Source organism: Rhizobium sp. 16-488-2b, from assembly GCF_017741815.1.
GTDB lineage: Bacteria > Pseudomonadota > Alphaproteobacteria > Rhizobiales > Rhizobiaceae > Rhizobium.
Genome location: NZ_JAGHMF010000007.1, coordinates 288,718 through 312,045 on the forward strand (window position 1 = coordinate 288,718; position 23,328 = coordinate 312,045).

The 23,328-nt window shown below is 61.1% G+C and carries 30 protein-coding genes; 13 read left to right on the forward strand and 17 right to left on the reverse strand.

Translation table 11 applies throughout. The annotated features are described in order from the left end of the window. The first annotated feature begins 159 nt into the window (after nt 1–159). The 4 genes from rpsM (at nt 160) to rplQ (ending at nt 2,634) form a co-directional block, all read left to right on the forward strand. Nucleotides 160–528 (forward strand): 30S ribosomal protein S13, encoded by a 369-nt coding sequence (gene rpsM, locus J5286_RS07660; protein ID WP_018900258.1) that lies wholly within the window; start codon nt 160–162, stop codon nt 526–528. Nucleotides 529–662: 134 nt separating this feature from the next. Beyond that, nucleotides 663–1,052: a 30S ribosomal protein S11 gene (gene rpsK / locus J5286_RS07665; RefSeq protein WP_003547577.1), complete on the forward strand. Its 390-nt coding sequence runs from the start codon at nt 663–665 to the stop codon at nt 1,050–1,052. Nucleotides 1,053–1,152: 100 nt separating this feature from the next. After that, nucleotides 1,153–2,163 (forward strand): DNA-directed RNA polymerase subunit alpha, encoded by a 1,011-nt coding sequence (locus J5286_RS07670; protein ID WP_007787729.1) that lies wholly within the window; start codon nt 1,153–1,155, stop codon nt 2,161–2,163. A gap of 45 nt (nt 2,164–2,208) precedes the next feature. Beyond that, complete coding sequence (rplQ, locus tag J5286_RS07675; protein ID WP_018900257.1) at nt 2,209–2,634, forward strand: 50S ribosomal protein L17; 426 nt, start codon at nt 2,209–2,211, stop codon at nt 2,632–2,634. A 73-nt stretch (nt 2,635–2,707) separates the two neighbouring features. Here rplQ and J5286_RS07680 read toward each other — a convergent pair whose 3' ends face one another. Genes J5286_RS07680 through msrP form a run of 3 tightly spaced genes read right to left on the reverse strand, consistent with a single transcriptional unit; the run spans nt 2,708 to nt 4,695 of the window. Beyond that, complete coding sequence (locus J5286_RS07680; RefSeq protein ID WP_209189828.1) at nt 2,708–3,046, reverse strand: hypothetical protein; 339 nt, start codon at nt 3,044–3,046, stop codon at nt 2,708–2,710. Between the two features lie 39 nt (nt 3,047–3,085). Further along, nucleotides 3,086–3,748 carry a protein-methionine-sulfoxide reductase heme-binding subunit MsrQ gene (gene msrQ / locus J5286_RS07685; RefSeq protein ID WP_209189829.1) on the reverse strand — a complete coding sequence of 221 codons (663 nt, stop codon included), beginning with the start codon at nt 3,746–3,748 and terminating at the stop codon, nt 3,086–3,088. After that, complete coding sequence (gene msrP / locus J5286_RS07690; RefSeq protein WP_209189830.1) at nt 3,748–4,695, reverse strand: protein-methionine-sulfoxide reductase catalytic subunit MsrP; 948 nt, start codon at nt 4,693–4,695, stop codon at nt 3,748–3,750. The genes msrQ and msrP overlap by 1 nt, the downstream gene beginning before the upstream one ends. Nucleotides 4,696–5,026: 331 nt before the next feature. Here msrP and ilvD point away from each other — a divergent pair, with 331 nt between their 5' ends. Then, nucleotides 5,027–6,865 (forward strand): dihydroxy-acid dehydratase, encoded by a 1,839-nt coding sequence (ilvD, locus tag J5286_RS07695; RefSeq protein WP_209189831.1) that lies wholly within the window; start codon nt 5,027–5,029, stop codon nt 6,863–6,865. Nucleotides 6,866–6,907: 42 nt separating this feature from the next. On the opposite strand, the gene J5286_RS07700 is transcribed toward ilvD, so the two are convergent. Both J5286_RS07700 and J5286_RS07705 read right to left on the reverse strand, forming a co-directional pair. Continuing rightward, entirely contained in the window at nt 6,908–7,261 is a 354-nt protein-coding gene (locus tag J5286_RS07700) for a lysozyme inhibitor LprI family protein (RefSeq protein WP_209189832.1), read from the reverse strand. A gap of 19 nt (nt 7,262–7,280) precedes the next feature. Beyond that, nucleotides 7,281–7,661 carry a YkvA family protein gene (locus J5286_RS07705; RefSeq protein ID WP_209189833.1) on the reverse strand — a complete coding sequence of 127 codons (381 nt, stop codon included), beginning with the start codon at nt 7,659–7,661 and terminating at the stop codon, nt 7,281–7,283. 139 nt (nt 7,662–7,800) lie between these two features. Here J5286_RS07705 and J5286_RS07710 point away from each other — a divergent pair, with 139 nt between their 5' ends. Both J5286_RS07710 and J5286_RS07715 read left to right on the forward strand, forming a co-directional pair. Continuing rightward, entirely contained in the window at nt 7,801–9,219 is a 1,419-nt protein-coding gene (locus J5286_RS07710; protein ID WP_209189834.1) for a DegQ family serine endoprotease, read from the forward strand. After that, on the forward strand, nt 9,216–10,532 hold the full coding sequence (locus J5286_RS07715) for a replication-associated recombination protein A (protein WP_209189835.1): 1,317 nt from the start codon (nt 9,216–9,218) through the stop codon (nt 10,530–10,532). The genes J5286_RS07710 and J5286_RS07715 overlap by 4 nt, the downstream gene beginning before the upstream one ends. Here the strand turns inward: J5286_RS07715 and J5286_RS07720 are convergent, their stop codons facing one another. The 4 genes from J5286_RS07720 to J5286_RS07735 all read right to left on the reverse strand — a co-directional run bounded on the left by J5286_RS07720 (nt 10,533) and on the right by J5286_RS07735 (nt 12,337). After that, nucleotides 10,533–10,841 carry a DUF1883 domain-containing protein gene (locus tag J5286_RS07720; protein WP_209189836.1) on the reverse strand — a complete coding sequence of 103 codons (309 nt, stop codon included), beginning with the start codon at nt 10,839–10,841 and terminating at the stop codon, nt 10,533–10,535. Nucleotides 10,842–10,956: 115 nt separating this feature from the next. Next, nucleotides 10,957–11,217, reverse strand: a complete 261-nt coding sequence (locus J5286_RS07725) for a hypothetical protein (protein ID WP_209189837.1) — start codon at nt 11,215–11,217, stop codon at nt 10,957–10,959. Between the two features lie 51 nt (nt 11,218–11,268). After that, nucleotides 11,269–12,174, reverse strand: coding sequence for a 4-hydroxy-tetrahydrodipicolinate synthase (gene dapA, locus J5286_RS07730; protein ID WP_209189838.1), 906 nt, complete (start codon nt 12,172–12,174; stop codon nt 11,269–11,271). Nucleotides 12,175–12,181: 7 nt separating this feature from the next. Further along, on the reverse strand, nt 12,182–12,337 hold the full coding sequence (locus J5286_RS07735; RefSeq protein WP_209189839.1) for a hypothetical protein: 156 nt from the start codon (nt 12,335–12,337) through the stop codon (nt 12,182–12,184). A gap of 328 nt (nt 12,338–12,665) precedes the next feature. Between J5286_RS07735 and J5286_RS07740 the strand changes: the two genes are divergently transcribed. Then, the gene (locus J5286_RS07740) at nt 12,666–13,085 is read left to right on the forward strand and encodes a DoxX family protein (protein WP_209189840.1); all 420 of its coding nucleotides are present in this window, start codon (nt 12,666–12,668) and stop codon (nt 13,083–13,085) included. Here J5286_RS07740 and J5286_RS07745 read toward each other — a convergent pair. The 5 genes from J5286_RS07745 to rplM all read right to left on the reverse strand — a co-directional run bounded on the left by J5286_RS07745 (nt 13,074) and on the right by rplM (nt 16,893). Continuing rightward, nucleotides 13,074–13,865 (reverse strand): sulfite exporter TauE/SafE family protein, encoded by a 792-nt coding sequence (locus J5286_RS07745; RefSeq protein ID WP_209189841.1) that lies wholly within the window; start codon nt 13,863–13,865, stop codon nt 13,074–13,076. The genes J5286_RS07740 and J5286_RS07745 overlap by 12 nt on opposite strands. A gap of 16 nt (nt 13,866–13,881) precedes the next feature. Continuing rightward, nucleotides 13,882–14,814 carry an N-acetyl-gamma-glutamyl-phosphate reductase gene (gene argC, locus J5286_RS07750; protein ID WP_209189842.1) on the reverse strand — a complete coding sequence of 311 codons (933 nt, stop codon included), beginning with the start codon at nt 14,812–14,814 and terminating at the stop codon, nt 13,882–13,884. 63 nt (nt 14,815–14,877) lie between these two features. After that, a complete protein-coding gene (gene speB / locus J5286_RS07755; protein ID WP_209189843.1) occupies nt 14,878–15,837 on the reverse strand; it encodes an agmatinase in 960 nt (319 codons plus the stop codon). A 121-nt stretch (nt 15,838–15,958) separates the two neighbouring features. Continuing rightward, a complete protein-coding gene (rpsI, locus tag J5286_RS07760) occupies nt 15,959–16,426 on the reverse strand; it encodes a 30S ribosomal protein S9 (protein WP_037177440.1) in 468 nt (155 codons plus the stop codon). 2 nt (nt 16,427–16,428) lie between these two features. Continuing rightward, the gene (gene rplM / locus J5286_RS07765) at nt 16,429–16,893 is read right to left on the reverse strand and encodes a 50S ribosomal protein L13 (RefSeq protein WP_018900238.1); all 465 of its coding nucleotides are present in this window, start codon (nt 16,891–16,893) and stop codon (nt 16,429–16,431) included. A gap of 340 nt (nt 16,894–17,233) precedes the next feature. Between rplM and J5286_RS07770 the strand changes: the two genes are divergently transcribed. Beyond that, nucleotides 17,234–18,064: an enoyl-CoA hydratase gene (locus J5286_RS07770; RefSeq protein ID WP_209189844.1), complete on the forward strand. Its 831-nt coding sequence runs from the start codon at nt 17,234–17,236 to the stop codon at nt 18,062–18,064. A 22-nt stretch (nt 18,065–18,086) separates the two neighbouring features. Here the strand turns inward: J5286_RS07770 and J5286_RS07775 are convergent, their stop codons facing one another. Next, the gene (locus J5286_RS07775; protein WP_209189845.1) at nt 18,087–18,923 is read right to left on the reverse strand and encodes a DMT family transporter; all 837 of its coding nucleotides are present in this window, start codon (nt 18,921–18,923) and stop codon (nt 18,087–18,089) included. 402 nt (nt 18,924–19,325) lie between these two features. Continuing rightward, the gene (locus tag J5286_RS07780; RefSeq protein WP_245205580.1) at nt 19,326–19,676 is read right to left on the reverse strand and encodes a hypothetical protein; all 351 of its coding nucleotides are present in this window, start codon (nt 19,674–19,676) and stop codon (nt 19,326–19,328) included. Between the two features lie 63 nt (nt 19,677–19,739). Between J5286_RS07780 and J5286_RS07785 the strand changes: the two genes are divergently transcribed. From J5286_RS07785 to J5286_RS07800, 4 genes are all read left to right on the forward strand, one after another. Then, the gene (locus tag J5286_RS07785; RefSeq protein ID WP_113010788.1) at nt 19,740–20,168 is read left to right on the forward strand and encodes a CoA-binding protein; all 429 of its coding nucleotides are present in this window, start codon (nt 19,740–19,742) and stop codon (nt 20,166–20,168) included. Between the two features lie 126 nt (nt 20,169–20,294). After that, entirely contained in the window at nt 20,295–21,578 is a 1,284-nt protein-coding gene (locus J5286_RS07790) for an O-acetylhomoserine aminocarboxypropyltransferase (RefSeq protein WP_047510539.1), read from the forward strand. Between the two features lie 55 nt (nt 21,579–21,633). After that, nucleotides 21,634–22,377, forward strand: a complete 744-nt coding sequence (locus J5286_RS07795; RefSeq protein ID WP_209189847.1) for an NYN domain-containing protein — start codon at nt 21,634–21,636, stop codon at nt 22,375–22,377. A 53-nt stretch (nt 22,378–22,430) separates the two neighbouring features. Next, nucleotides 22,431–22,775: a cupin domain-containing protein gene (locus J5286_RS07800; protein WP_209189848.1), complete on the forward strand. Its 345-nt coding sequence runs from the start codon at nt 22,431–22,433 to the stop codon at nt 22,773–22,775. A 39-nt stretch (nt 22,776–22,814) separates the two neighbouring features. Here J5286_RS07800 and J5286_RS07805 read toward each other — a convergent pair whose 3' ends face one another. Beyond that, complete coding sequence (locus tag J5286_RS07805) at nt 22,815–23,294, reverse strand: MarR family winged helix-turn-helix transcriptional regulator (RefSeq protein WP_209189849.1); 480 nt, start codon at nt 23,292–23,294, stop codon at nt 22,815–22,817. Nucleotides 23,295–23,328: the final 34 nt, after the last annotated feature.

Sequence of the window (23,328 nt, forward strand, 5' to 3'; positions counted from 1 at the left end):
AACTCGCGATATCTGATGCGATCGGCGCGGACTTCCGATAGGAATTCCGGGTTCGATCGTTTTGACTTGTTGAGAACCTGAATTGTAATTGCGGCCTTTCAAGGCCGTGTAACGAGACACCACTTGCCGGATGGCAACTGGAACGCAAGGAGAATAGGCGTGGCACGTATCGCTGGCGTCAACATCCCGACCGCAAAGCGCGTTGTAATCGCGCTGACGTACATTCACGGGATCGGTCCGAAATTCGCACAGGAAATCATCGAGAAGGTCGGTATTCCTGCTGATCGTCGCGTGAATCAGCTCACCGACGCTGAAGTCCTGCAGATCCGCGAAACCATCGACCGCGATTACCAGGTCGAAGGTGACCTGCGTCGCGAGACCTCGATGAACATCAAGCGTCTGATGGACCTCGGCTGCTACCGCGGCCTGCGTCATCGCCGTGGCCTTCCGGTCCGCGGTCAGCGCACGCACACCAATGCTCGTACCCGCAAGGGCCCGGCAAAGGCTATCGCTGGTAAGAAGAAGTAATTTCCGGGAAACCGGAGGTGAGGGGGCTGGCGGTCTGCGCCGGCCTCTTTTGAGTTTCGGGCAGGGCCGCAAGGTCTCGTTCCGGTGTAGCCGCTGGCATTACGGCGGTGCAGAGATCCAAGAAAGGGATTAAAATGGCCAAGGAAGCCGTACGCGTTCGCCGTCGCGAACGTAAAAACATTTCGTCGGGCGTCGCTCACGTCAACTCGACCTTCAACAACACGATGATCACGATCACCGACGCACAGGGCAACGCTATTGCCTGGTCGTCTGCTGGCGCCAAGGGCTTCAAGGGCTCGCGCAAGTCGACCCCGTTCGCTGCTCAGATCGCTGCTGAAGACTGCGCCAAGAAGGCTCAGGAACACGGCATGAAGTCGCTGGAAGTTGAAGTTTGCGGTCCGGGTTCGGGTCGTGAATCCGCTCTGCGCGCCCTCCAGGCTGCTGGTTTCATGATCACGTCCATCCGCGACGTGACCCCGATCCCGCACAATGGTTGCCGCCCGCGCAAGAAGCGTCGCGTCTGATCATCGCCATTCACAACATCGGTGAGCGGATCCTCGCTCCCGATGCTTCTCAAGCTCGGTTGTCACGATTGGATGGTGGCAACGAACGGAAGGCAAAAATATGATTCAGAAAAACTGGCAGGAATTGATCAAGCCGAACAAGGTCGAGTTCTCTTCGAGCTCGCGCACCAAGGCGACGCTCGTAGCAGAGCCGCTGGAGCGCGGTTTCGGCCTCACCCTCGGCAACGCGCTTCGCCGCGTTCTGCTCTCCTCGCTGCGCGGTGCCGCAGTGACGGCCGTGCAGATCGATGGCGTGCTGCATGAATTCTCGTCGATCCCTGGCGTTCGTGAAGATGTCACCGACATCGTTCTGAACATCAAGGAAATCGCCATCAAGATGGATGGCGACGACGCAAAGCGCATGGTCGTGCGTAAGCAGGGTCCGGGCGTTGTAACGGCTGGCGACATCCAGACGGTCGGCGATATCGAAATCCTCAACCCCGAGCATGTGATCTGCACGCTCGACGAGGGCGCCGAAATCCGCATGGAATTCACCGTCAACAACGGCAAGGGCTATGTTCCGGCCGATCGCAATCGTGCGGAAGATGCTCCGATCGGTCTCATCCCGGTCGACAGCCTTTATTCGCCGGTCAAGAAGGTGTCCTACAAGGTTGAAAATACCCGCGAAGGACAGGTTCTCGACTACGACAAGCTGAACATGACCATTGAAACCGATGGTTCGATCTCCGGCGAAGATGCCGTCGCTTTCGCGGCTCGCATCCTGCAGGATCAGCTTGGCGTGTTCGTCAACTTCGACGAGCCGCAGAAGGAAACCGAAGAAGAAGCAGTCACCGAACTCGCTTTCAACCCGGCTCTCCTCAAGAAGGTGGACGAACTCGAACTGTCTGTTCGCTCGGCAAACTGCCTGAAGAACGACAACATCGTCTACATCGGCGACCTCATTCAGAAGACCGAAGCAGAAATGCTCCGCACGCCGAATTTTGGTCGCAAGTCGCTGAACGAAATCAAGGAAGTTCTCGCTTCCATGGGCCTGCACCTCGGCATGGAAGTGCCCGCATGGCCGCCTGAGAACATCGAAGATCTCGCCAAGCGTTACGAAGACCAATACTAACCATCAAACGGCGGGCGAGATGCCTGCATGTGAAGGAGAATAGCAATGCGCCACGGTAAAGCCGGCCGCAAGCTGAATAGAACCGCTAGCCACCGCAAGGCAATGTTTGCCAACATGGCGGCTTCGCTCATCACCCATGAGCAGATCGTGACCACCCTGCCGAAGGCAAAGGAAATCCGTCCGATCGTTGAAAAGCTCGTAACCCTCGGCAAGCGCGGGGACCTGCACGCTCGTCGTCAGGCGATTTCGCAGATCCGCGACGCCGCTGTTGTTTCGAAGCTCTTCGACACGATCGCTTCGCGCTACGCAACCCGCAACGGCGGCTACCTGCGTATCATGAAGGCTGGCTTCCGCCAGGGCGACAACGCCGCTCTCGCCGTCATCGAATTCGTTGACCGCGACACCTTCGCTAAGGGCGCAGCCGACAAGGCTCGCGTTGAAGCCGAAGCAGCTGCTGCTGAAGCCGCTTAATATTTTCCGGTTCGCCGGAAGCAAAACAGCCGGGCTGAAAAGCCCGGCTGTTTTCGTTTGTGGTATTGATTTGTCACCGGGTGCGCTTCGGCCGCTCGCCAGTCTTGCTGAAATGTTGAAGCCGCGCCGGTGGTGGGCCGTCTATTACCTCGACATCACCCTGCGCCTCTAGCGCCGCCTTGAAACGCGCGGCATTGCGCTTTCCCCATACTCCAAGAAAACGGGCCCCGGTGATGTCGTCCTTGAAGACGATCGCGCCGCCAAAGACCGCGCTTAAGCCAGCCTCGCCAACGAGCCCGCCGCCGCCATAGACGTCTACGACGACGTCGAGCGGCGCCGCGGCAACGACTGTGTCCCCGGCCGGGGCGAAATGCGGGTCACGGTAGATGTATAGTGGCGACGCTGCTTCCATGAGGGCAGTCTGTCAGCCCTCATGGTTTCTAACAAGAGCTCAGCCGGCAGCCTGGGCAGGACGCGTTCTGCCGCCTTGCCCGTTTCTGCTACGCTTCCTGCTCCGCGCGATCGGTCGCCATGACCGGTAGAGGATCATCAAGATAATCAGGCCGACATAGATATACTGCTCGAGATCCAGAAGCTTCGTCGACAGGGCGAAGTGCACCGCGCCACAGGCTGCGATGATGTAGATCAGCTTGTGCAGCCAGATCCATTTCGAGCCGAGTTTGCGGATCGACAGGTTGTTGGAGGTCACCGCCAGCGGTACGAGCAGGACAAGGCCAGCCATGCCGAACATGATGAAGGGCCGCTTCATCACATCGTCGAGGACGGCGGAGACGTCGAGCGCCTGATCGAGCAGCATGTAGACGGCGAAGTGCATGGCCACGTAGTAAAAAGCGAGAAGCCCCAGCGCGCGGCGATAGCGCAGATAGTTCCAGCCGAAGAGGTCGCGGGCAGGGGAGACGGCGAGCGTCAGCACCAGGAAGCGGATCGCCCACAGCCCGAGGAACAGCTCGAAGGTCTTGACCGGATCGGCGCCCAGCTGGTCGGTGGCGCCGAGATAGAAGGTCCAGGCGGCAGGCGCCAACCCGACGACATAGAGCAGCCAGACAGAGGCCGAGTGCCATCGCTTCGGCAGGCTGAACGAGAGCGTTGCCATCAGAAGTTCGCCTTCAGGTCCATGCCCGCATAAAGGCTCGCCACCTCATCGCCATAGCCGTTGAACGGCAGCGTCGGATGGCGGCTGGCGCCGAAGAAGCCGCTCTCACCGATCCGCCGCTCGGTCGCCTGGCTCCAGCGCGGATGATCGACGGCTGGATTGACGTTGGCATAGAAGCCGTACTCCTGCGAATTGGTGACCTGCCAGGTGTTCTTCGGCTCCTTGTCCGTCAGCGTGATGCGCACGATCGACTTGATGCCCTTGAAGCCATACTTCCAGGGAACGACCAGCCGGATCGGCGCGCCGTTCTGGTTCGGCAGCGTCTCGCCATAAAGCCCGACCGCGAGCAGCGTCAGCGGGTGGTTGGCCTCGTCGAGCCGCAGCCCCTCCACATAGGGCCAGTTAAGCGACTGGAAGATCCCCTTCTGCCCCGGCATCTCTTCCGGGCGCACAACGGTCTCGAAGGCCACATACTTCGCGCTCCCGAGTGGCTCGACCTTGCTGAGCAGCGAGGCCAGCGGAAAACCATCCCACGGGATCACCATCGACCAGGCTTCGACGCAGCGCATGCGATAGGTGCGGCTCTCGATCGGGAATTCCTTCATCAGCGCGTCGAGATCGAAGGTGCCCGGCTTGTTGACCATGCCGTCGACCTTGATGGCCCAAGGCGTGGGCTTGAAGTCGCCGGAGAGCGCCACCGGATCACCCTTGTCGAGGCCGAACTCGTAGAAGTTATTGTAGGTTGTTACGTCCTTGATTGGCGTCAGCTTCTCGTCGACCTTGTACTTGCTGTCGACGGTTGTAAGTGCGGCTGCGCTGGCAGTGCCGGCACCCAATAGACCCACTGCGCCGATCGCGGCTGCGCCAAGGAACTGGCGGCGATCGAGATAGGTCTGGCGCGGCGTGATCTCAGACGAAGCAATCTTGGGTGGACGGTAGACGGGCATGATATCCTCCTGAGCAACATAAGCTCGGCATAAACCTTGAACGCATTCAAGGTTGTTTCGGATCACTGTTTACGCCTTGAAGCGGCCGGCCGGGAAGCCAACTTATTGTGTAGCGAAAACGTAGCACCAGCCTGTAACAGAAAGCCTTCTGTCCACGTATATGATCGATGGGCGCCTGAGGCGTACCGAGGAGTACCGCTTTTGCCTTTCCCGGTAGTGACAGCATATACTCTTTGGATTAGGACAATTCCAAAAAGCAGCGATAGTTGGAGCGTGTCGTCAAGATCCGCCCGGTATCGCCCAAGACTTCCGATGTTGTGAGGAAACACCAATGCCAGCTTATCGTTCGAGAACCACGACCCACGGCCGCAACATGGCGGGCGCGCGCGGCCTTTGGCGCGCCACGGGCATGAAAGATTCGGATTTCGGCAAGCCGATTATCGCGGTGGTCAACTCCTTCACCCAGTTCGTGCCGGGTCACGTCCACCTGAAAGACCTCGGCCAGCTCGTCGCGCGCGAAATCGAAGCGGCCGGCGGCGTGGCAAAGGAGTTCAACACGATCGCCGTCGACGACGGTATCGCGATGGGCCATGACGGCATGCTCTATTCGCTGCCTTCGCGCGAGCTGATCGCCGACAGCGTCGAATACATGGTCAACGCCCACTGCGCCGACGCCATGGTCTGCATCTCCAACTGCGACAAGATCACCCCCGGAATGCTGATGGCCTCGCTGCGCCTCAACATCCCGACGGTCTTCGTCTCCGGCGGCCCGATGGAAGCCGGCAAGGTGGTGCTGAACGGCAAGAAGGTCGCGCTCGACCTCGTCGATGCCATGGTCGCAGCCGCCGACGACAAGATCAGCGATGAAGACGTCGCCGTCATCGAGCGTTCCGCTTGCCCGACCTGCGGTTCCTGCTCCGGCATGTTCACGGCAAACTCGATGAACTGTCTGACGGAAGCCCTGGGCCTGTCATTACCCGGCAACGGCTCGACGCTCGCCACCCATTCCGACCGCAAGGAACTCTTCCTTGAAGCCGGTCGTCGCATCGTCGAGCTCGCACGTCGCTATTACGAACAGGACGATCTGACCGCTCTGCCGCGCACCATTGCCAGCAAGGGCGCGTTCGAGAACGCCATGGCGCTCGATATCGCCATGGGTGGCTCGACCAACACCGTTCTGCACATTCTCGCGGCCGCGCATGAAGGCGAGATCGATTTCACGATGGACGATATCGATCGCCTGTCGCGCCGCGTTCCCTGCCTGTCGAAGGTCGCGCCCGCCAAGGCCGACGTTCACATGGAAGACGTTCACCGCGCCGGCGGCATCATGGCCATCCTCGGCGAACTCGACCGCGCCGGTCTGTTGAACGTCGATCTTCCGACGGTGCATGCTCCGACGATGCGCGAAGCGCTGGCGCAGTGGGATGTCGCGGTCACCGACAACAAGGCCGCCTTCGATCTCTTCAGCGCCGCCCCCGGCGGTGTTCCGACGCAGGTCGCTTTCAGCCAGAGCTCGCGTTGGGAAGAACTCGACCTCGACCGCGAAACCGGCGTCATCCGCGATGCCCAGCATCCCTTCTCCAAGGATGGCGGTCTCGCGGTCCTGAAGGGCAACCTCGCGCTCGACGGCTGCATCGTGAAGACGGCAGGCGTCGATGAATCGATCCTGAAGTTCTCCGGCCCGGCCAAGGTCTATGAAAGCCAGGATGCGGCCGTAAAGGCGATCCTGTCCAACGAAGTCGTCGCCGGCGATGTCGTGGTCATCCGCTACGAAGGTCCGAAGGGCGGCCCGGGCATGCAGGAAATGCTCTATCCGACGAGCTACCTGAAATCGAAGGGCCTCGGAAAGGCTTGCGCTCTGATCACCGACGGCCGCTTCTCCGGCGGCACCTCGGGTCTGTCGATCGGCCATGCCTCTCCGGAAGCGGCCAATGGCGGCACCATCGGCCTCGTGCGCGAAGGCGACATGATCGATATCGACATCCCGAACCGCACGATCAGCCTGCGCGTGGATGACAAGGAACTGGCAACCCGCCGCGCCGAACAGGACGCCAAGGGCTGGCAGCCGGCCGAAAAGCGCAAGCGCAACGTCACCACCGCGCTGAAGGCCTACGCCGCCTTCGCAACCAGCGCCGACCGTGGCGCCGTTCGCGATCTCGGCGATCGCTGAACCCGCTGATTAAGAGTCAGTTGCTCTAATGAACCGGTCGCCTCAAAGCGGCCGGTTTATGTTTTTGTAGCTTTCCGCCAGCTGCTTCAGCCGCTCGTCATAGGCGGCCTGGATGCAGGCGACGTCGGCGGCGCACTCCTGGCGCTTCTTCAGCCACGCCGTCTGCTCGTCCTGCATCGTGCCACGCGAGCCCATGGCAAGCAGGCCCGACAACAGGTCGAAGGTCGTCACCATCTTCACATCGGCGTCGTTGAGCGAGCGATTATCGCAGATCGCCTTCTCGTCCGGCTTCAGCTCCTTTGCCTCGCAATCGAAGCTTGCCGCGTGGCTTGTCCCGGCGCAGCAAAGCAGCAGGGCGGCGGTGGTGAAGAGAAGGGGCTGGCAATATCGCGTCATGCAGTGGTTCCTGTCTGGTCTATCTGGCTCTCAAGAATGCCATGCCGACGAAGATGATGCAGCAGAGCCAGATGGCAAGGATGAAGATGAGCCCGGCGCGGCTGGACGGCCGCTCGAGCCGTGCTGCCGCGTCGACGCGCAGCTCCGCGATGACATCGGAAGGGATGAGCCTGACAGCGAGCATGATGCCGAGCGGCACGATGAGGAGATCGTCGAGATAGCCGAGTACGGGAATGAAATCGGGGATCAGGTCGATCGGCGATAGCGCGTAAGCGGCGACGCCGCCAGCGACCGCCTTGGCGTACCAGGGCACCCGCCTGTCGCGCGCGGCGAGCCACAGGGCGACGATGTCACGCTTCAGTGATTTCGCCCAGAGTTTGGCCTTTGATATCAGTCGCATGCCTGTCGTTCCTGACTCAGTTTGGCAAGTATGTTGCGCATCGGTTGACCCGCCTTATTCTTCCATGCTTCTGCCCTCTTTCCTTTCTAGCGTCCGGCACTACAACGTTCTCTCAAGACGATTTCAAGAAGGGATTCTTATGCACGACCTGTTGAAGCGCGCCTCTCTGCCGCTGCTTGCTCTGGTGCTTGCACTGCCGATCAATGCTCATGCCCAAACGGCAAATAGCGAGACGGGCAAGACCGTGCCGCAGAGCCAGATGGAGATGCAGCTGTCCTTCGCGCCGCTCGTCAAGCAGACGGCGGGTGCGGTGGTGAACGTTTATGCGGAAAAGACCGTTCGCCGCCAGTCGCCGTTTGCCGGCGATCCCTTCTTCGAGCAGTTCTTCGGCCAGCAGATGCCGAACCGTACGCAGAAGCAGTCCTCGCTCGGCTCCGGCGTCATCGTCGAGACGAACGGCACGATCGTGACCAACAACCACGTCATCGAAGGCGCCGACGAAATCAAGATCGCGCTCTCGGATGGCCGCGAGTTTCCCTGCAAGGTCATTCTGAAGGACGACCGCCTGGATCTCGCCGTGCTCAAGGTCGATACCAAGGCGACATTCCCGGCGCTTCCGATCGGCAATTCCGACGCCGTTGAAGTCGGCGATCTTGTGCTTGCCATCGGCAATCCGTTCGGTGTCGGCCAGACGGTCACGTCAGGTATCATCTCGGCGCTGGCACGCAACCAGGTCGTCAAGGACGAGTTCGGCTTCTTCATCCAGACCGACGCCTCGATCAATCCAGGCAATTCCGGCGGCGCGCTGATGAACATGAAGGGTGAGCTGATCGGCATCAACACGGCCATCTTCTCGCGCGGAGGCGGCTCCAACGGCATCGGCTTCGCCATCCCTGCGAACCTCGTGAAAGTCTTCGTCGCTTCCGCCGACGCGGGCGTGAAGACCTTCGAGCGTCCCTATGTCGGCGCGACCTTCGATGCGGTCACCTCTGACGTCGCCGATGCGCTCGGCCTCGAAAAGGCGCGCGGCGCCATCGTCGTCAAGGTCACGGAGGGCGGCCCGGCCGCAAAGGCAGGCCTGAAGGCGGGCGAAGTCATCACCGCCGTCGATGGCATCTCGGTGGAGCATCCCGACGCACTGTATTACCGCCTGACCACGGCCGGCCTCGGCAAGCCTGTCGATCTCGCCATTACCGACAACGGCAAGGAAGAGCATGTGAAGATGACGCTCGGGCAGGCGCCCGAGACCACGCCGCGCGACCAGCGCACGATCGGCGGCCGTTCGCCGTTCACAGGCACCGTCGTCGAGAACCTGTCGCCGCGCGTGGCTGATGAGCTGCGCATGGCAAGCGAGAGCACGGGCGTTGTCGTCTCGGAAGTCAAGGACGGCTCCGTTGCCCAGCAGCTCGGCTTCGAGCCGAAGGACATCATTGTCTCCGTCAACAGCGCCGATGTGAAGACCACCAAGGATCTTGCGACGCTGGCCGCGCAGAACCCGAGCTTCTGGCGCGTCGAGATCGAACGCAACGGTCAGCGCATCCGGCAGTTCTTCCGATGAGCAATGATCTCTTCGCGCCGCGCATTCCGCCTGATGTCGCCAACAGGCGGCCGCTGGCGGATCGGCTTCGCCCGCAGACCATCGCCGACGTTACCGGTCAGGATCACCTGACCGGTGAGGACGGTGTTCTCCGGCGGATGATCGAAAGCGGCTCGTTGGGATCGATGATCTTCTGGGGACCGCCAGGTACCGGTAAGACCACCGTCGCGCGCCTGCTGTCGGGCGAGGCGGGTCTTGCCTTCGAACAGATTTCGGCGATCTTCTCAGGCGTCGCCGATCTCAAAAAAGTGTTCGAGGCCGCCCGCCTGCGACGCATGGACGGGCGCCAGACGCTGCTCTTTGTCGACGAGATCCACCGCTTCAACCGCGCCCAGCAGGATAGCTTCCTGCCCGTGATGGAAGACGGCACCGTCATCCTCGTCGGCGCCACCACCGAGAACCCGTCCTTCGAGCTCAACGCCGCTCTTTTGTCACGCGCCCGCGTACTGACCTTCAAGTCGCATGACGATCAGAGCCTGGCCGAGCTCCTGAACCGCGCCGAGGCGATCGAGGGCAGGGAGCTGCCGCTCACATCGGAAGCCCGCGTCAGCCTGCTGCGTATGGCCGATGGCGATGGCCGCGCCGTGCTGACGCTCGCCGAAGAAGTCTGGCGCGCCGCCCGCCGCGACGAAATCTTCGATACCGAGGGACTGACCAAGATCGTCCAGCGCCGCGCGCCCGTCTACGACAAGGCCCAGGACGGCCACTACAATCTGATCTCAGCGCTGCACAAGTCCGTGCGCGGTTCCGACCCCGATGCGGCGCTCTATTATCTGGCACGCATGTTCGATGCCGGCGAGGATCCGCTCTATCTCGGCCGCCGATTGGTACGCATGGCGGTCGAGGACATCGGCCTTGCCGATCCGCAGGCACTGGTCATCTGCAACGCTGCCAAGGACGCCTACGACTACCTCGGCTCGCCCGAGGGAGAGCTGGCGCTGGCGCAGGCCTGCGTCTATCTCGCCACCGCGCCCAAATCCAACGCCGTCTACACCGCCTTCAAGGCCGCCACCATGGCCGCCAAGCAGAACGGCTCGCTGCTGCCGCCCAAGCACATCCTGAACGCGCCGACCAAGCTGATGAAGGATGAGGGCTATAACGAAGGCTATCGCTACGACCACGACGAGCCGGACGCCTTTTCCGGCCAGGATTACTTCCCGGAGAAGATGGGTCGCCAGACTTTCTACGACCCACCCGAACGTGGCTTCGAGCGCGATATCCGCAAGCGGCTTGAATGGTGGTCGAAACTCAGGAAAGAGCGCAATCAGCGCTGATCAAGACGCCCGCTTCTGGCCGGATGGAGCGGTGATGATCTTGACGGATGACTCCGCAAGGCCGTGATGGCCTTCCATGTCGACCACGAGATGCCAGTGGCCGCTGTCGGGGATCGGCACCCGGATCGGAGATTTTCGCGCAACGCCGCCTACATATTTGAAGTCGAGCACTTCGGTAAAGCGCTGGTAGTTCGGCGATGTCATCAGTCGAACATTGGCGACCGCGTTCAAGGTTACCTCGATCACCGTTCCGGCGCGCTGCTCCTTGAGATCATAATGAGTGAAGCGGAAATTCGGCTTGTTCGACATCGTGTCTGCTCGGCGTGGGGTAGGGGCAGATGATACGAAACGGCGGTTAAGGAAGCGTTCGCCAACGCCTGCGGGAACGCCGTTGCGCGCTCCCGCGGAGGTGGATCATGTCCCGTCAGTGCACATGTCCGCGGCTATCGGGCCGATTGAACGGCAGCAGCGTGCGGGTGCGGATGATTGCGATCTGCGTGGCATCGTGATCGCACTCGTCGGAGGCGAAGTGCAACGCGGCGCTCTCGCTGATAAACAGACCGCCGACGCGCCCCTCGCGATCCTGAACCACCCATCCGCCGCCCTTGCTCCGACCGATGGTGAAGCGCGGCAAGGGGCTAGGCTCGATGGTCACGGCGAGGGCAAGCGCGTTGGAGGAGGGCATGATCTTTCCTTTCAGGTTGGATGATCGAGGCTGTTATCGGATTTGTCAGGCTCAGACCGCGCGCGCTTGGCGACGGCCCTCGGCAAGCCCCGTCAGGGCAGCGAAGACCGCCGCCTTCTCGGCGGCATCGAGGCCGACCATCGGCAGGCGGACGTCGGGGAGCGTGCCGAGCAGCACATGCAGTGCGTATTTGAGGGGAGCGGGCGAGCCATCTTCCGCAAGCGCACGGATGAGCGGTTGCAGACGGTCATGCAGCGCCGTGGCGGCTGCCACGTTGCCCGCCTTCGCTGAGCGATGAAGCGAAGCAAACAGCCGCGGCTCGACATTCGCGCCCGACGACAGCATGCCATCGCCGCCGCAAGCGAGAAACGAAAGCGCGCTGCCGTCATCGGATGACAAGGAAACAAATCGCTGGCGCAGACATGGCGAGAGCCCGGTCGCCGCACTGCTGGAATGGACAATGCCGAGGATGCTTCCGACAGGCGCCAGCGCTTCAAGGCTTTCGGGTGCCAGGCTGCTGGCGCAGCGCGAGGGACTGTCGCCGATGATGACAGGTAGATCGCTCGCCGCCGCCACCTGCTCGAAATGATGGACGATGCCCTTCTGCCCCGGTTTCGAATAATAGGGCACGGTGACGAGCGCGGCGTCGGCGCCAAGCTTCCGCGCCTCCAAAGTCAGTGCAATCGTGGTCGATGTGGCATTGGTGCCGGTGGCGGCGATGACGGGCACCCGGCCGGCCGCGACCCTCACACAGGTGCGGATGACGGCCGCGTGTTCGGCGAGCGACAGCGTCGACCCTTCGCCGGTGACTGTGCAGACAGCCAGTCCGTCGATGCCGGAGTTGATCTGCCGCTCCGCCAACCGCTCGAGCATCGCAAGGTCAAGCCGGTCGTTCCTGAATGGCGTGACCAGCGCCGTGATCACAGTTCCCAGTCGTAGTCGCGTGTCCATCCGCATGGCCGTGTCAGATACTGCCCCAGATGACGTAGATCTCGACGGCGGCAAGCACGAGGCCGAAGATGATCAGTAAATGCGCCGTGCGCTTCTCGCGCATCTGCCGCTTGGGCACGGGCGGTCGTGGACGGCCGGTCGGAGGTTGGGGAAATAGGAAGTCTCGCATGACGTCTACCTCTGAATTTCGACCACAGGCTAACGCCACGCGGCGTATGAAATCCATTCGCGGGCCTTCGACGGGAAATAGAAATCTCATAAAGGTGGCGTCGGCTCGTGGCGGGTAGCGATCGCTAAATCGAATCCGAAATCATGGACTTGCGGCGCGTTTCGGACTCGACTTCCGAAGCACTTGAATCAGAATGGCAAGACGCGGGAGGAGATTGTGCAAGGGCATGTCGGGAGCGCCCCATGCCGTTCGTCCTTGCATCATAAGGCGGCGCGATCGCGCTGCGGAGCGTTCACGTATCAGCCGCTATCGGCACAGGGAGAAAGATATGGGCAGGACAATCGCAATTCTGATCGCAAGGCTGATCTTTGCCGGCGTGTTCATCATGGCGCTGAGCTTCAAGTTCATGGATATCACGGCCACGGCCGGCTACATCGCCGCCGCCGGCTTTCCATTCCCGCTCTTTCTCGCCTGGGTCACGGCCTTCTTCGAACTGGGGCTGGCGCTCGCCTTCCTGACCGGCATCTTCTTTTCACCGGCCGCACTGCTGGCGGGGATCTATGTGATCTTCCTCGCCGTGTCATTCCACGGACCCGGGCGCTGGGCCGGCAATCAGGCGGAGTTCGGCTTCTTCATCGACCACTTCACCTTCCTGGCCGGTCTGCTCTTCGCGGCGGTCCATGGTCCTGGCGAGGCGCTGGTCTTCAAGACCAGCCAAGCCCGCCCGCCATCCGCTCTAGCGCAGTAGACCGTCGAGAGCGGGCATGCCGAGGAAGGCAGAGGCGCCGATCAGCCCGTAGCAGATGATCCGGAAGGTGCTCTCCTTGGCGAAGCCGAAAAGCTTGGAGCCGAGAAACAGGCCGATCGTATAGCTCGGCAGGATGACCAGCGTCAGCGCGAAGGCGGTATCGACGAACAGCCTGCCGGCATAATAGCTGGCAACGCTGAAGCAGGTGGAGATCGCGAAGTAGATGATGATGTTGGAGCGCACCTTGGTGAACTCTGTCTTTCCGCCTAGCCAGTAGGCGACGACGGGCGGCCCGCCGAGTTGGGCGGCACCACTGAACAATCCGGCCACCAGCCCGACCGCAGCACTCAGATAGGAATGCGGTTCCCCGTGATAGCGCCAGCCTGAGACCAAGAGCGCAAGCAGCAGCAGCGCGATGACGGTGATCGACCAGCGCAAGAGCAGCGGGTCCATGAGCGTCAGCACGGCGGTTCCGGCGGGAACGCCGAGCATCGCGCCGGCAGCCATGGTGAACACCTCACGCCGATTCGCCCGCTTCCACGCAGGCGGGATCATGCCCAGCGTCGCAAGCCCGTCGATGACGAGCAGTACCGGCGAGATCAGCTTCGGCCCGATGATGGCGCCGCCCAGCGGAATGAAGATCAGCGCCGCCCCGAAACCGGAAAAACCGCGGGCGAGCCCGGCAATGCAGGCGGTGGCAATCAGCGTATAAAGTCCATGGTCCGGCAGCGCGGCGGAAAGCCACGCACCGATATCGGCCATGCTACCGGAAAACGACATGGAACCCCGGCCTCGCTCAGGAGGCCAGCATCAGGTCCATGTTCTGCACAGCGGCACCCGAGGCACCCTTGCCGAGATTGTCGAGCAGAGCCACGAGATTGACCTGCGAACCACCAGGCGTGCCGAAGACGAAGAGCTTCATCGTGTCCTTGCCAGCGAGCTCGACAGCATCGACGCGCGCCATCTTGCTGCTGTCTGCGAGCGGAACCACCGTGACGATATCCTGGCCGGCATAATGGGCGGTCAACGCCGCGTGAATGCTCTCCAGCGTCGTGCCTGCGGCCAGCATGTCGAGATGCAGCGGAACCTGCACGATCATGCCCTGCGCGAACTTGCCGACCGATGGCGCGAAGATCGGCGCGCGGTCGAGCAGGCCATGGATCTTCATCTCGGGCACATGCTTGTGCGTCAGCGTGAGGCCGTAGAGGAAGTGCGGCGCGCTGATCGCGTCGTCGCGGCTCTGGTCTTCCATCTGCGCGATCATCTGCTTGCCGCCGCCGGTATAGCCGGAAACAGCGTTGACGGTGACAGGATAGCCATCCGACAGAATGCCGGCAGCACGCAGCGGCCGCATCAGGCCGATAGCGCCGGTTGGATAGCAGCCCGGATTGGCGACGAAGCGCGCCGAACTGATCTTGCCAGCCTGCTCCTTGTCCATCTCCGCGAAGCCATAGGCCCAGGATGGGTCGACGCGGTAGGCGGTCGAGGTGTCGATGACGCGGACATTGTTGTTGGCCGAGACCATCTGCACGGCTTCCTTCGACGCGTCGTCGGGTAGGCAGAGGATGGCGATATCGGCGCTATTGAGCATATCCTCGCGGATAGCGGCATTGCGGCGCTCCGCTTCCGGAATGGACAGAAGTTCGACATCGCTGCGGCCGGCCATGCGCGTGCGGATCTGCAGGCCCGTCGTGCCGTGTTCGCCATCGATGAAGATCTTCGGTGCCATTGTCTTGCTCACACTTTCAATAGGTTAGAAAGAAGTCCGGAATCATTTTGGAAGATGGATGAGTCAGCCGTGTGACGCTGTCGCGCGTCGTTCGGCATGCAGCCCCAGCATATACATCGCGACCGTCGCCCCCGCAATGGCGGTGATGTCGGCATGGTCGTAGGCGGGAGACACCTCGACAACGTCTGCGCCGCGGATATCGAGCTGGTGCAGCCGCTGCAGCACCGAGAGGATCTTGGCGCTGGATGGACCGCCCGAAACCGGCGTGCCGGTGCCGGGCGCATAGGCGGGATCCAGGCAATCGATGTCGAAGGTCAGATAGCTGGGCGCGCCCTTGGTGTGCGAGATGATCGTCGAGGCGATCTCGGCAGCACTCATCTCCTCGACCTGATGGCCGTAGAGAATATTGATGCCGAAATCGTCGGGCGCATGCGTGCGGATGCCGATCTGGATCGACCGATCGGGATCGATGATCCCGTCTCGCACCGCGCGCGCCACGAAGGAGCCATGGTCGATCCGCTTGCTGTCGTCGAACCACGTATCCTGATGCGCGTCGAACTGCACCAGCGCCAGCGGGCCATGTTTGGCCGCATGCGCCTTGAGGATAGGCCATGTCACGTAATGGTCGCCGCCCAGCGTCAGCATGAAGGCGCCGGCATCGACGATCGTCTTCGCCTGCCGTTCGATTGCCGCTGGCGTCTCCTGGTGATTGCCGTAATCCAGCAGGCAATCGCCATAGTCGATCACGGCCATCTCAGCGAAGAGATCGCGGTTGAAGGGATATTGCGGATCATTGTCGAAAATCGCCGAAGCCCGCCGGATCGCCTGCGGCCCGAAGCGCGTACCAGGCCGGTTGGAGGTCGCGGCATCGAAGGGAATACCCCAGACCACCACGTCGGCGCCGGTCAGATCCTTGGTGAAACGCCGGCGCATGAAGGACAGCGCACCCGCAAACGTCGGGTCCGTTGCCGCCGAGGTGAGGCTCGTTGCCGTGAAAGCATGGTCGATCGACTTGTTGGCCAAGTGAATACTCCTTCTCGCCTGTTCGAAGAGGTATGCGATTTGAATATCGATTCAACAATTGCCAAAACGAAAAAAGGCCGGGTTTGCACCCGACCTTTCCGCATTCCGAAGTCCGAAGCGATTAACGCTTGGAGAACTGGAACGAACGGCGGGCCTTGGCCTTACCGTACTTCTTACGCTCGACGACGCGGCTGTCGCGGGTCAGGAAGCCACCCTTCTTCAGGACCGAGCGCAGGCCCGGTTCGAAGTAGGTGAGAGCCTTGGAGACGCCGTGACGAACGGCACCGGCCTGGCCGGAAAGACCGCCGCCGGCAACCGTTGCGATAATGTCGAACTGGCCGTCACGGGCAGCAGCGACGATCGGCTGACGCAGAATCATCTGCAGAACCGGACGTGCGAAGTATTCCGTGAATTCCTTGCCGTTGATGACGATCTTGCCGGAACCCGGCTTGACCCATACACGAGCAACAGCGTTCTTGCGCTTGCCGGTCGCGTAGGAGCGGCCAAGCGAATCGACCTTACGGACGTGTGCCGGAGCCGAAGCTTCGGTAGCCGTGCCGAGATCCTTCAGGGAGGAGAGGTCAGCCATTCTTAGGCGCTCCTTACGTTCTTCTTGTTCAGCGATGCGACGTCGAGAGCGACAGGCTGCTGAGCTTCATGAGGATGGTTGGAACCAGCGTAAACGCGCAGGTTCTTCATCTGGCGACGACCGAGCGGGCCACGCGGAACCATGCGCTCGACTGCCTTTTCAAGAACGCGCTCCGGGAAGCGGCCTTCCATGATCTGGCGAGCGGTACGCTCCTTGATGCCGCCGGCGAAACCCGTGTGCCAGTAGTAAACCTTGTCGGAATACTTCTTGCCGGTGAATACGACCTTGTCGGCATTGATGACGATGACATTGTCGCCGTCGTCAACGTGAGGAGTGAAGGTAGCCTTGTGCTTGCCGCGCAGACGCATGGCGATAACAGAAGCGAGACGACCAACGACAAGCCCTTCGGCGTCGATGATGACCCACTTCTTCTCTACCTCTGCAGGCTTCTGGGAGAAGGTTGCCATAGTAGTTACTCTCTTTTGATCCCTTGGCCCGAAGGCGAAAGGGCGTTTCTTGTTGCTTGATTTGGGAGCCCTGGGGCGCACCAAAAAGAAAGCAGCCGGGAAAGGCTGCGTTCTGGCGGTGTGTATAGAGGTTGAGGCCGATAGCGTCAATATTGCTGCGGGTCGCGGCTGGAAAAACAATTCAATGAAATCAATATGTTAATTATGTGGTATTTTGATACCTCAATTTTCAGCGTCTCGATGTGAGCGCTTTGGCGCCAACGGCATCGCTTCTCCTCGAAATGGCTGGCCTTTTGTGGCAGGACTGATAGCACGAAATCGACATGCAGGGAGTTTCATCATGGCCGAAGTTCTATCGTTCCGCACCGATGCCAGCAAAGCCAGCGGTTCGCTCGTGCTGCGCCAGCTTTCCGATGGCGTGCTGCGGCTGACCTTGAACAATCCTCCCGCCAATCACCTGTCGCTTGCCATGATGGAGACGCTGATGGGCGAGCTGCAGAATGCGGCCGAGGACGACGACGTGCGTGTCGTGATCATCGCATCGACGGGCGATGTCTTCTCGGCCGGCCATGATCTCAAGGAGTTGACCGAGCATCGCGCCGATGCCGATGATGGCGAGGCCTTCTTCGAGGAGACCTTTGCGCTCGCAGCCGATCTGATGCTGGAGATTATTAAGCTGCCGAAGCCCGTCATCGCCGAGATCGACGGACTTGCGACCGCCGCCGGATGCCAGCTCGTCGCGTCCTGCGATCTCGCGATCTGCACCGATACGGCGACATTCTGCACGCCGGGTGTAAATATCGGGCTCTTCTGCGCGACGCCGATGGTGGCGCTGACCCGTTCCGCCCATCGCAAGCAGGCGATGGAGATGCTTTTGACCGGCGAAACGATCGACGCCTCGACTGCCAAGGATTTCGGCCTGGTCAACCGCATCGTGCCGAAACAATATCTGCAGCAGGTCGTCACCAAATACGCGTCGGTGATTGCAAGCAAATCGCCCATGGCGCTCCAGATCGGCAAGGAAGCCTTCTATCGACAGGTCGAAATGCCGGTCGAGGAGGCCTATGGCTATGCCGCCGAAGTCATGGTCGACAGCATGATGACCGAGGATGCAGAAGAGGGGATCGGAGCATTCCTGGAAAACCGGATGCCCGATTGGACGCGGGACTGAACCCGGCGGAGCTCGGAACCTACTACGCCAGCTTCAGCAACAGCCCGCCGAGCGCGATAATCGCGCCGGCGAGGTAGCGCCATGGGCTGGCTTTCTCCTTCAGGAAGACGACGGAGATGATGAGCGCGAAGAGGATCGATGTTTCGCGCAGCGCGGCGACGGTGGCGACAGGCGCCTTGGTCATGGCCCAGAGCGCCAGCCCGTAGGATGCGATCGATCCGGTGCCGCCGATCAGACCGCGCCACCAGTTCACCTTCACATGCATCGCAACCGCATAGGCACCGCGCCGCGAGATCGCCCAGCTGAGCAGCAGCACCGGCGGCAACAGCGACATCCACAGCGTATAGGATATGGCATTGCCGGATATGCGCGCCCCGATGCCGTCGACATAGGTGTAGGTGGCGATGACCACGGCATTGGCGAGCGCCAGACGAATGGCGTGGCCGCTGCCGCGCTTGGCCTCGAAGGCGAGCGTCAGGATGCCGGCGCAGATCGTGATCGTGCCGATCAGCGCGCCGCCGGACAGGCTCTCGCCGAGAACAAAGCCGCTCGTTGCCGCGACCAAGAGCGGCGCGCAGCCACGCATCAGCGGATAGACGAGGCCGATATCGCCGGCCCGGTAGGCGCCCGCGACCAGCTGGAAATAGGCGAACTGCAAAATCGCCGAGGCGCCGATATAGGGCAGGGCCTCGATAACGGGAAAGGGCAGGAACGGGAGGAACGGCAGGGCCGCGATTGCGCCGCCCGCCGAGATCAGGCTGGCATCCAGCGCCTTGTCCGTTCCGGCCTTGATCAATGCATTCCAGGTCGCGTGAAGAAGCGCGCCGAACAGGACCAGCAGGATGACGGTGAGGGACAAAAGAACTACCTGATGGTGTGGCGAAAAGACAGGACAAAGCTTGTTACGCCGTCATCAGGAAAATGCAACAGCAGCCATCAAGACGAAGCTATGCAGTTCCCTCTCTGCTTAATCGATTATGCAACCTTCGGACGATCATATCGCCAAACGGCCATTGCGATACGTACGCCAGAAGTTTCAAACATTTTTTCCTCATTCAACTATGAGGTGTTTCTAAAATGGCCATGAACAAATGAGGACATAAACAGTATATACAGTGAACATTGGCTGAAGTGAGTGCATTAACCCGGATGGGTGATGCAAATAGATCACAAAAAGCCATGCGAGGGCGAGATCGGCCTGTCAAAATTGGTGGGTTTTATGCCCGTCTGATGGGCAGCCGCTCAACCGGAATTTCGTGTCTCAGAGCGAATAGTCAGGAATGAACAGCATCCCGTCCAGGTTGTCGATATTCTGACAGTTCAGAACCCGGCATTTCGGGTTGTCCTTGGTCGGAACCGTGGTCCATTCGGCATATTGGTTGCCGTCGCACATCCGGCTGTTGCGGACATATCTGTCGTAGAGCGTCATGCCGCGAACGCGGGTGGAGGGGTAGCGCAAGATGACCGCTCCCTCGTTATGGATGGCGGCGCGTGCCCGGTCGCAGCTGATCGTCTGCGAATTGTAGCGCGATATCGCGAGCGCCGGCGTGGCGGCGAGCAGCGCGGCGGTAAACAGAAGCACTTTTCTCACGGCAATCTCCTCCTTAGGCATCCGGCGTACCTATTATATATAGGACGCGCTTTAGCGCTGTCATTGAGTTGGAGACAAGGCAAGATGGATCACGATCACTATAGCGACGAATACATCCTCGATATCCTCCGGTCGGTAAAGACGATCGCGCTCACCGGCGCGTCGCCCAATCCTGCAAGGCCGAGCAATGGCGTCATGGGCTATCTTCTGTCGCGTGGCTACGAGGTCGTGCCGGTCAATCCCGGGCAGGTCGGCAAGCGCATCCAGGGGCAGGAGGTCTTCGGCCACCTCGCTGACGTGCCCGTGCCGGTCGACATGATCGATGTCTTTCGCGCCTCCAACTACCTGTCGGAGGTGGTGGACGAGGCGCTGGCGATGAACCCGCGCCCGAAAGTGATCTGGGCGCAGCTCGGCGTGCGCGACGATGCCGCTGCCGCCAAAGCCGAGGCGGCCGGCATCAAGGTGGTGATGGATCGCTGCCCGGCAATCGAGTACCCACGCCTAATCGGCTGAGAAGGGCAAATTTTTCGCCAAACGCGTCTCGGTTGAAACGGATGGCAATTAACTTTTGCCGATCGTCCGCTATGCTCCGCCCAGCGAAGTCAAAGCAGCAAAGTCAAATCAGAACGGGAGGACTTCATGACCGCGAATGATCCGGGTTTCAATACGTTGGCCGTGCATGCGGGCGCAAAGCCCGATCCGGCGACCGGCGCCCGCGCCACGCCGATCTACCAGACGACGGCTTACGTCTTCAACGATGCCGATCACGCCGCCGCACTTTTCGGCCTGCAGGAATTCGGCAATATCTACACCCGCATCATGAATCCCACCCAGGCGGTGCTCGAAGAGCGTGTCGCGGCACTTGAGGGCGGCACGGCAGCGCTCGCCGTCGCCTCCGGCCATGCCGCGCAGATGATAGTCTTCCACACGCTGCTGCGCCCAGGTGAAAACTTCGTTGCAGCCAAGCGGCTGTACGGCGGCTCCATCAACCAGTTCGGCCACGCTTTCGATAACTTCGGCTGGCAGGTGCGCTGGGGTGATTCCGCCGATCCGGCGAGCTTCGAAAGCCAGATCGACGAAAACACCCGCGCCATCTTCATCGAAAGCCTCGCCAATCCCGGCGGGACCTTCGTCGATATCGCGGCAATCGCCGATGTCGCCCACAAGCACGGCCTGCCGCTGATCGTCGACAACACGATGGCGAGCCCCTATCTCATCCGTCCGATCGAACACGGCGCCGATATCGTCGTGCATTCGCTCACAAAGTTCCTCGGCGGCCACGGCAATTCCATGGGCGGCATCATCGTCGACGGCGGCACCTTCGACTGGTCGAAGTCGGGCAACTATCCGATGCTGTCGAGCCCGCGGCCGGAATATAACGGCGTGGTCCTGCATTCGACCTTTGGCAACTTCGCCTTCGCTATCGCCTGCCGCGTGCTCGGCCTGCGCGACCTCGGCCCGGCCATCTCGCCCTTCAATGCCTTCCTGATCCTCACAGGCATCGAGACGCTGCCGCTGCGCATGCAGCGCCACAGCGAAAATGCCGCGACGGTCGCCAAGTGGCTGAAGGCGCACAGCAAGATCGCTTGGGTCAACTACGCCGGCCTGGAGGACGATCCGAACCACGCGCTGCAGCAACGTTATTCGCCGAAGGGAGCGGGCTCCGTCTTCACCTTCGGCGTCAAGGGCGGCTACGAAGCCGGCAAGTCGCTGGTCGAGGGCCTGCAGCTCTTCTCACACCTCGCCAATATCGGCGATACCCGCTCCCTGGTCATCCACCCGGCCTCGACGACCCACCGCCAGCTGACCGACGAACAAAAGACCGCCGCCGGCGCCGGCCCGGATGTCGTTCGCCTGTCGATCGGTATCGAGGACGTCAAGGACATCATCGCCGATCTCGAACAGTCGCTGGCGAAGGTGTGAGTGCCGCAGCATCGTGCACGGATGCGATGTTAAAGTTGAGAAGGGATGATCGGGATTGGCTCTGGAAAATCGTCTGGCACGTCTTGCCGTTCTGATCGACGCGGACAATACATCCGCCAAGATCGCGGACGGCCTGTTCGAGGAAATCGCCAAAATCGGCGAGGCGAGCGCAAGGCGCATCTACGGCGATTTTTCGAAGTCAAACCTGAAGCCGTGGGCAGACGTGCTCGCCAAACATGCGATTATCCCGCAGCAGCAGTTCGCCCATACGGTGGGCAAGAATTCCACCGATATCGCCTTGGTGATCGACGCCATGGACCTTCTGCATAGCGGCCGATTTGACGGCTTCTGCCTGGTGTCATCGGATAGTGACTTCACAAGGCTGGCTGCCCGAATTCGAGAGCACGGCACTGACGTCTACGGCTTTGGCGAGGAGAAAACACATGAGAGTTTTCGCCAGGCCTGCAGACGCTTCATCTACACGGAAAATCTGATCTCTGTGCCAAAGGGGGAGGTCGGCAAAGACCTTGCCAAGCCTCTCCGGCAGCCAAGTGCCGTCGTACCGTTGATCAAAAAGGTTCTGTCGCAGAATGCGGGTGAGGACGGTTGGGTTGGCCTATCTGCGGTGGGCACGCAACTCTCCAACCTCTCATCGGATTTTGATCCTCGGACCTATGGATATCGAAAGCTGAGTGACCTGGTGAAGAAGACGGGGCAGTTCGAGGTTGAAGGGGCAGGGGCGACTCTTCGAATCCGGCGGAAAGTCGCCAATCAGGCCCCTGCTACGCAAAAGAAATGATGCCCGTGAGGCGCAGATGAGCGCTCATTGGCAAAGCGAAAGGTAGAAAACTGATGGCAAACCATCTCCAACTCGATATCACCGGCGTCGAACCTGAGGTCGGCGCGCCGGCGGCGGATCGGTTGATCGCTGGCGATCCGCAGTTCCGGACATGGAACCTGGAGGAGGCCGATGGCGGTCTCTATGCGGGCATCTGGGAGGCGACGCCCGGCAAGTGGCGCATCGTCTATGACGAGTGGGAGTATTTCAATGTTCTCTCCGGCCACTCGATCATCACCGAAGGCGATGGCGAGCCCGTCCACCTGCGCGCCGGCGACCGGATGATCCTGAGACCTGGCTTCAAGGGAACGTGGGAAGTCATTGAAACGACTCGCAAGGACTACGTCATCAGGCTCTGATGGCGCTGTCCCCGCGCAGGGATATCATTGCCGCGCCCTTCAATCCCGATCCTGTCGGGCGCCGGAAAATGCCGCGGCGAAGCCCGGCGATGCGATAAGGTCCATCGTTCGTCGCAGATTTTCGGAGGCTTCCTTTCCGAAAGCCGTATCGAACCGTGCCTGTGCCTCGCGCCACAGGTCGTTTGTGTCGCTCCACAATTGATTGCCCTTTTCCGTCAGCCGCACGCGCTTGACGCGGCGGTCATGCTCGTCGGCAACCAGTTCGACCAGCCCATCGCGCTGCAGCGGCTTCAGCGTGTGCCCGAGCGCGGAGAGATCCATCACCATTGCCTCCGCCAGCATCTTAAGCGGCGTTTCGCGGCCGAGCTTGATCTGCGTCAGCAGCGTGTACTGCGTGATCTTCAAGCCGCTCGGCGCCAGCACGTCTTCATAAAGCTGGCCCAATTGCCGTGAGGCGCGCTTGAGCGCGCTGTTGCTGCAATAATTCCATGCCCCGTCAGGGGCGTTGCTCTCTGCCATCGCATGTTCTCCATCGGTGATGTCTTCCGATTGG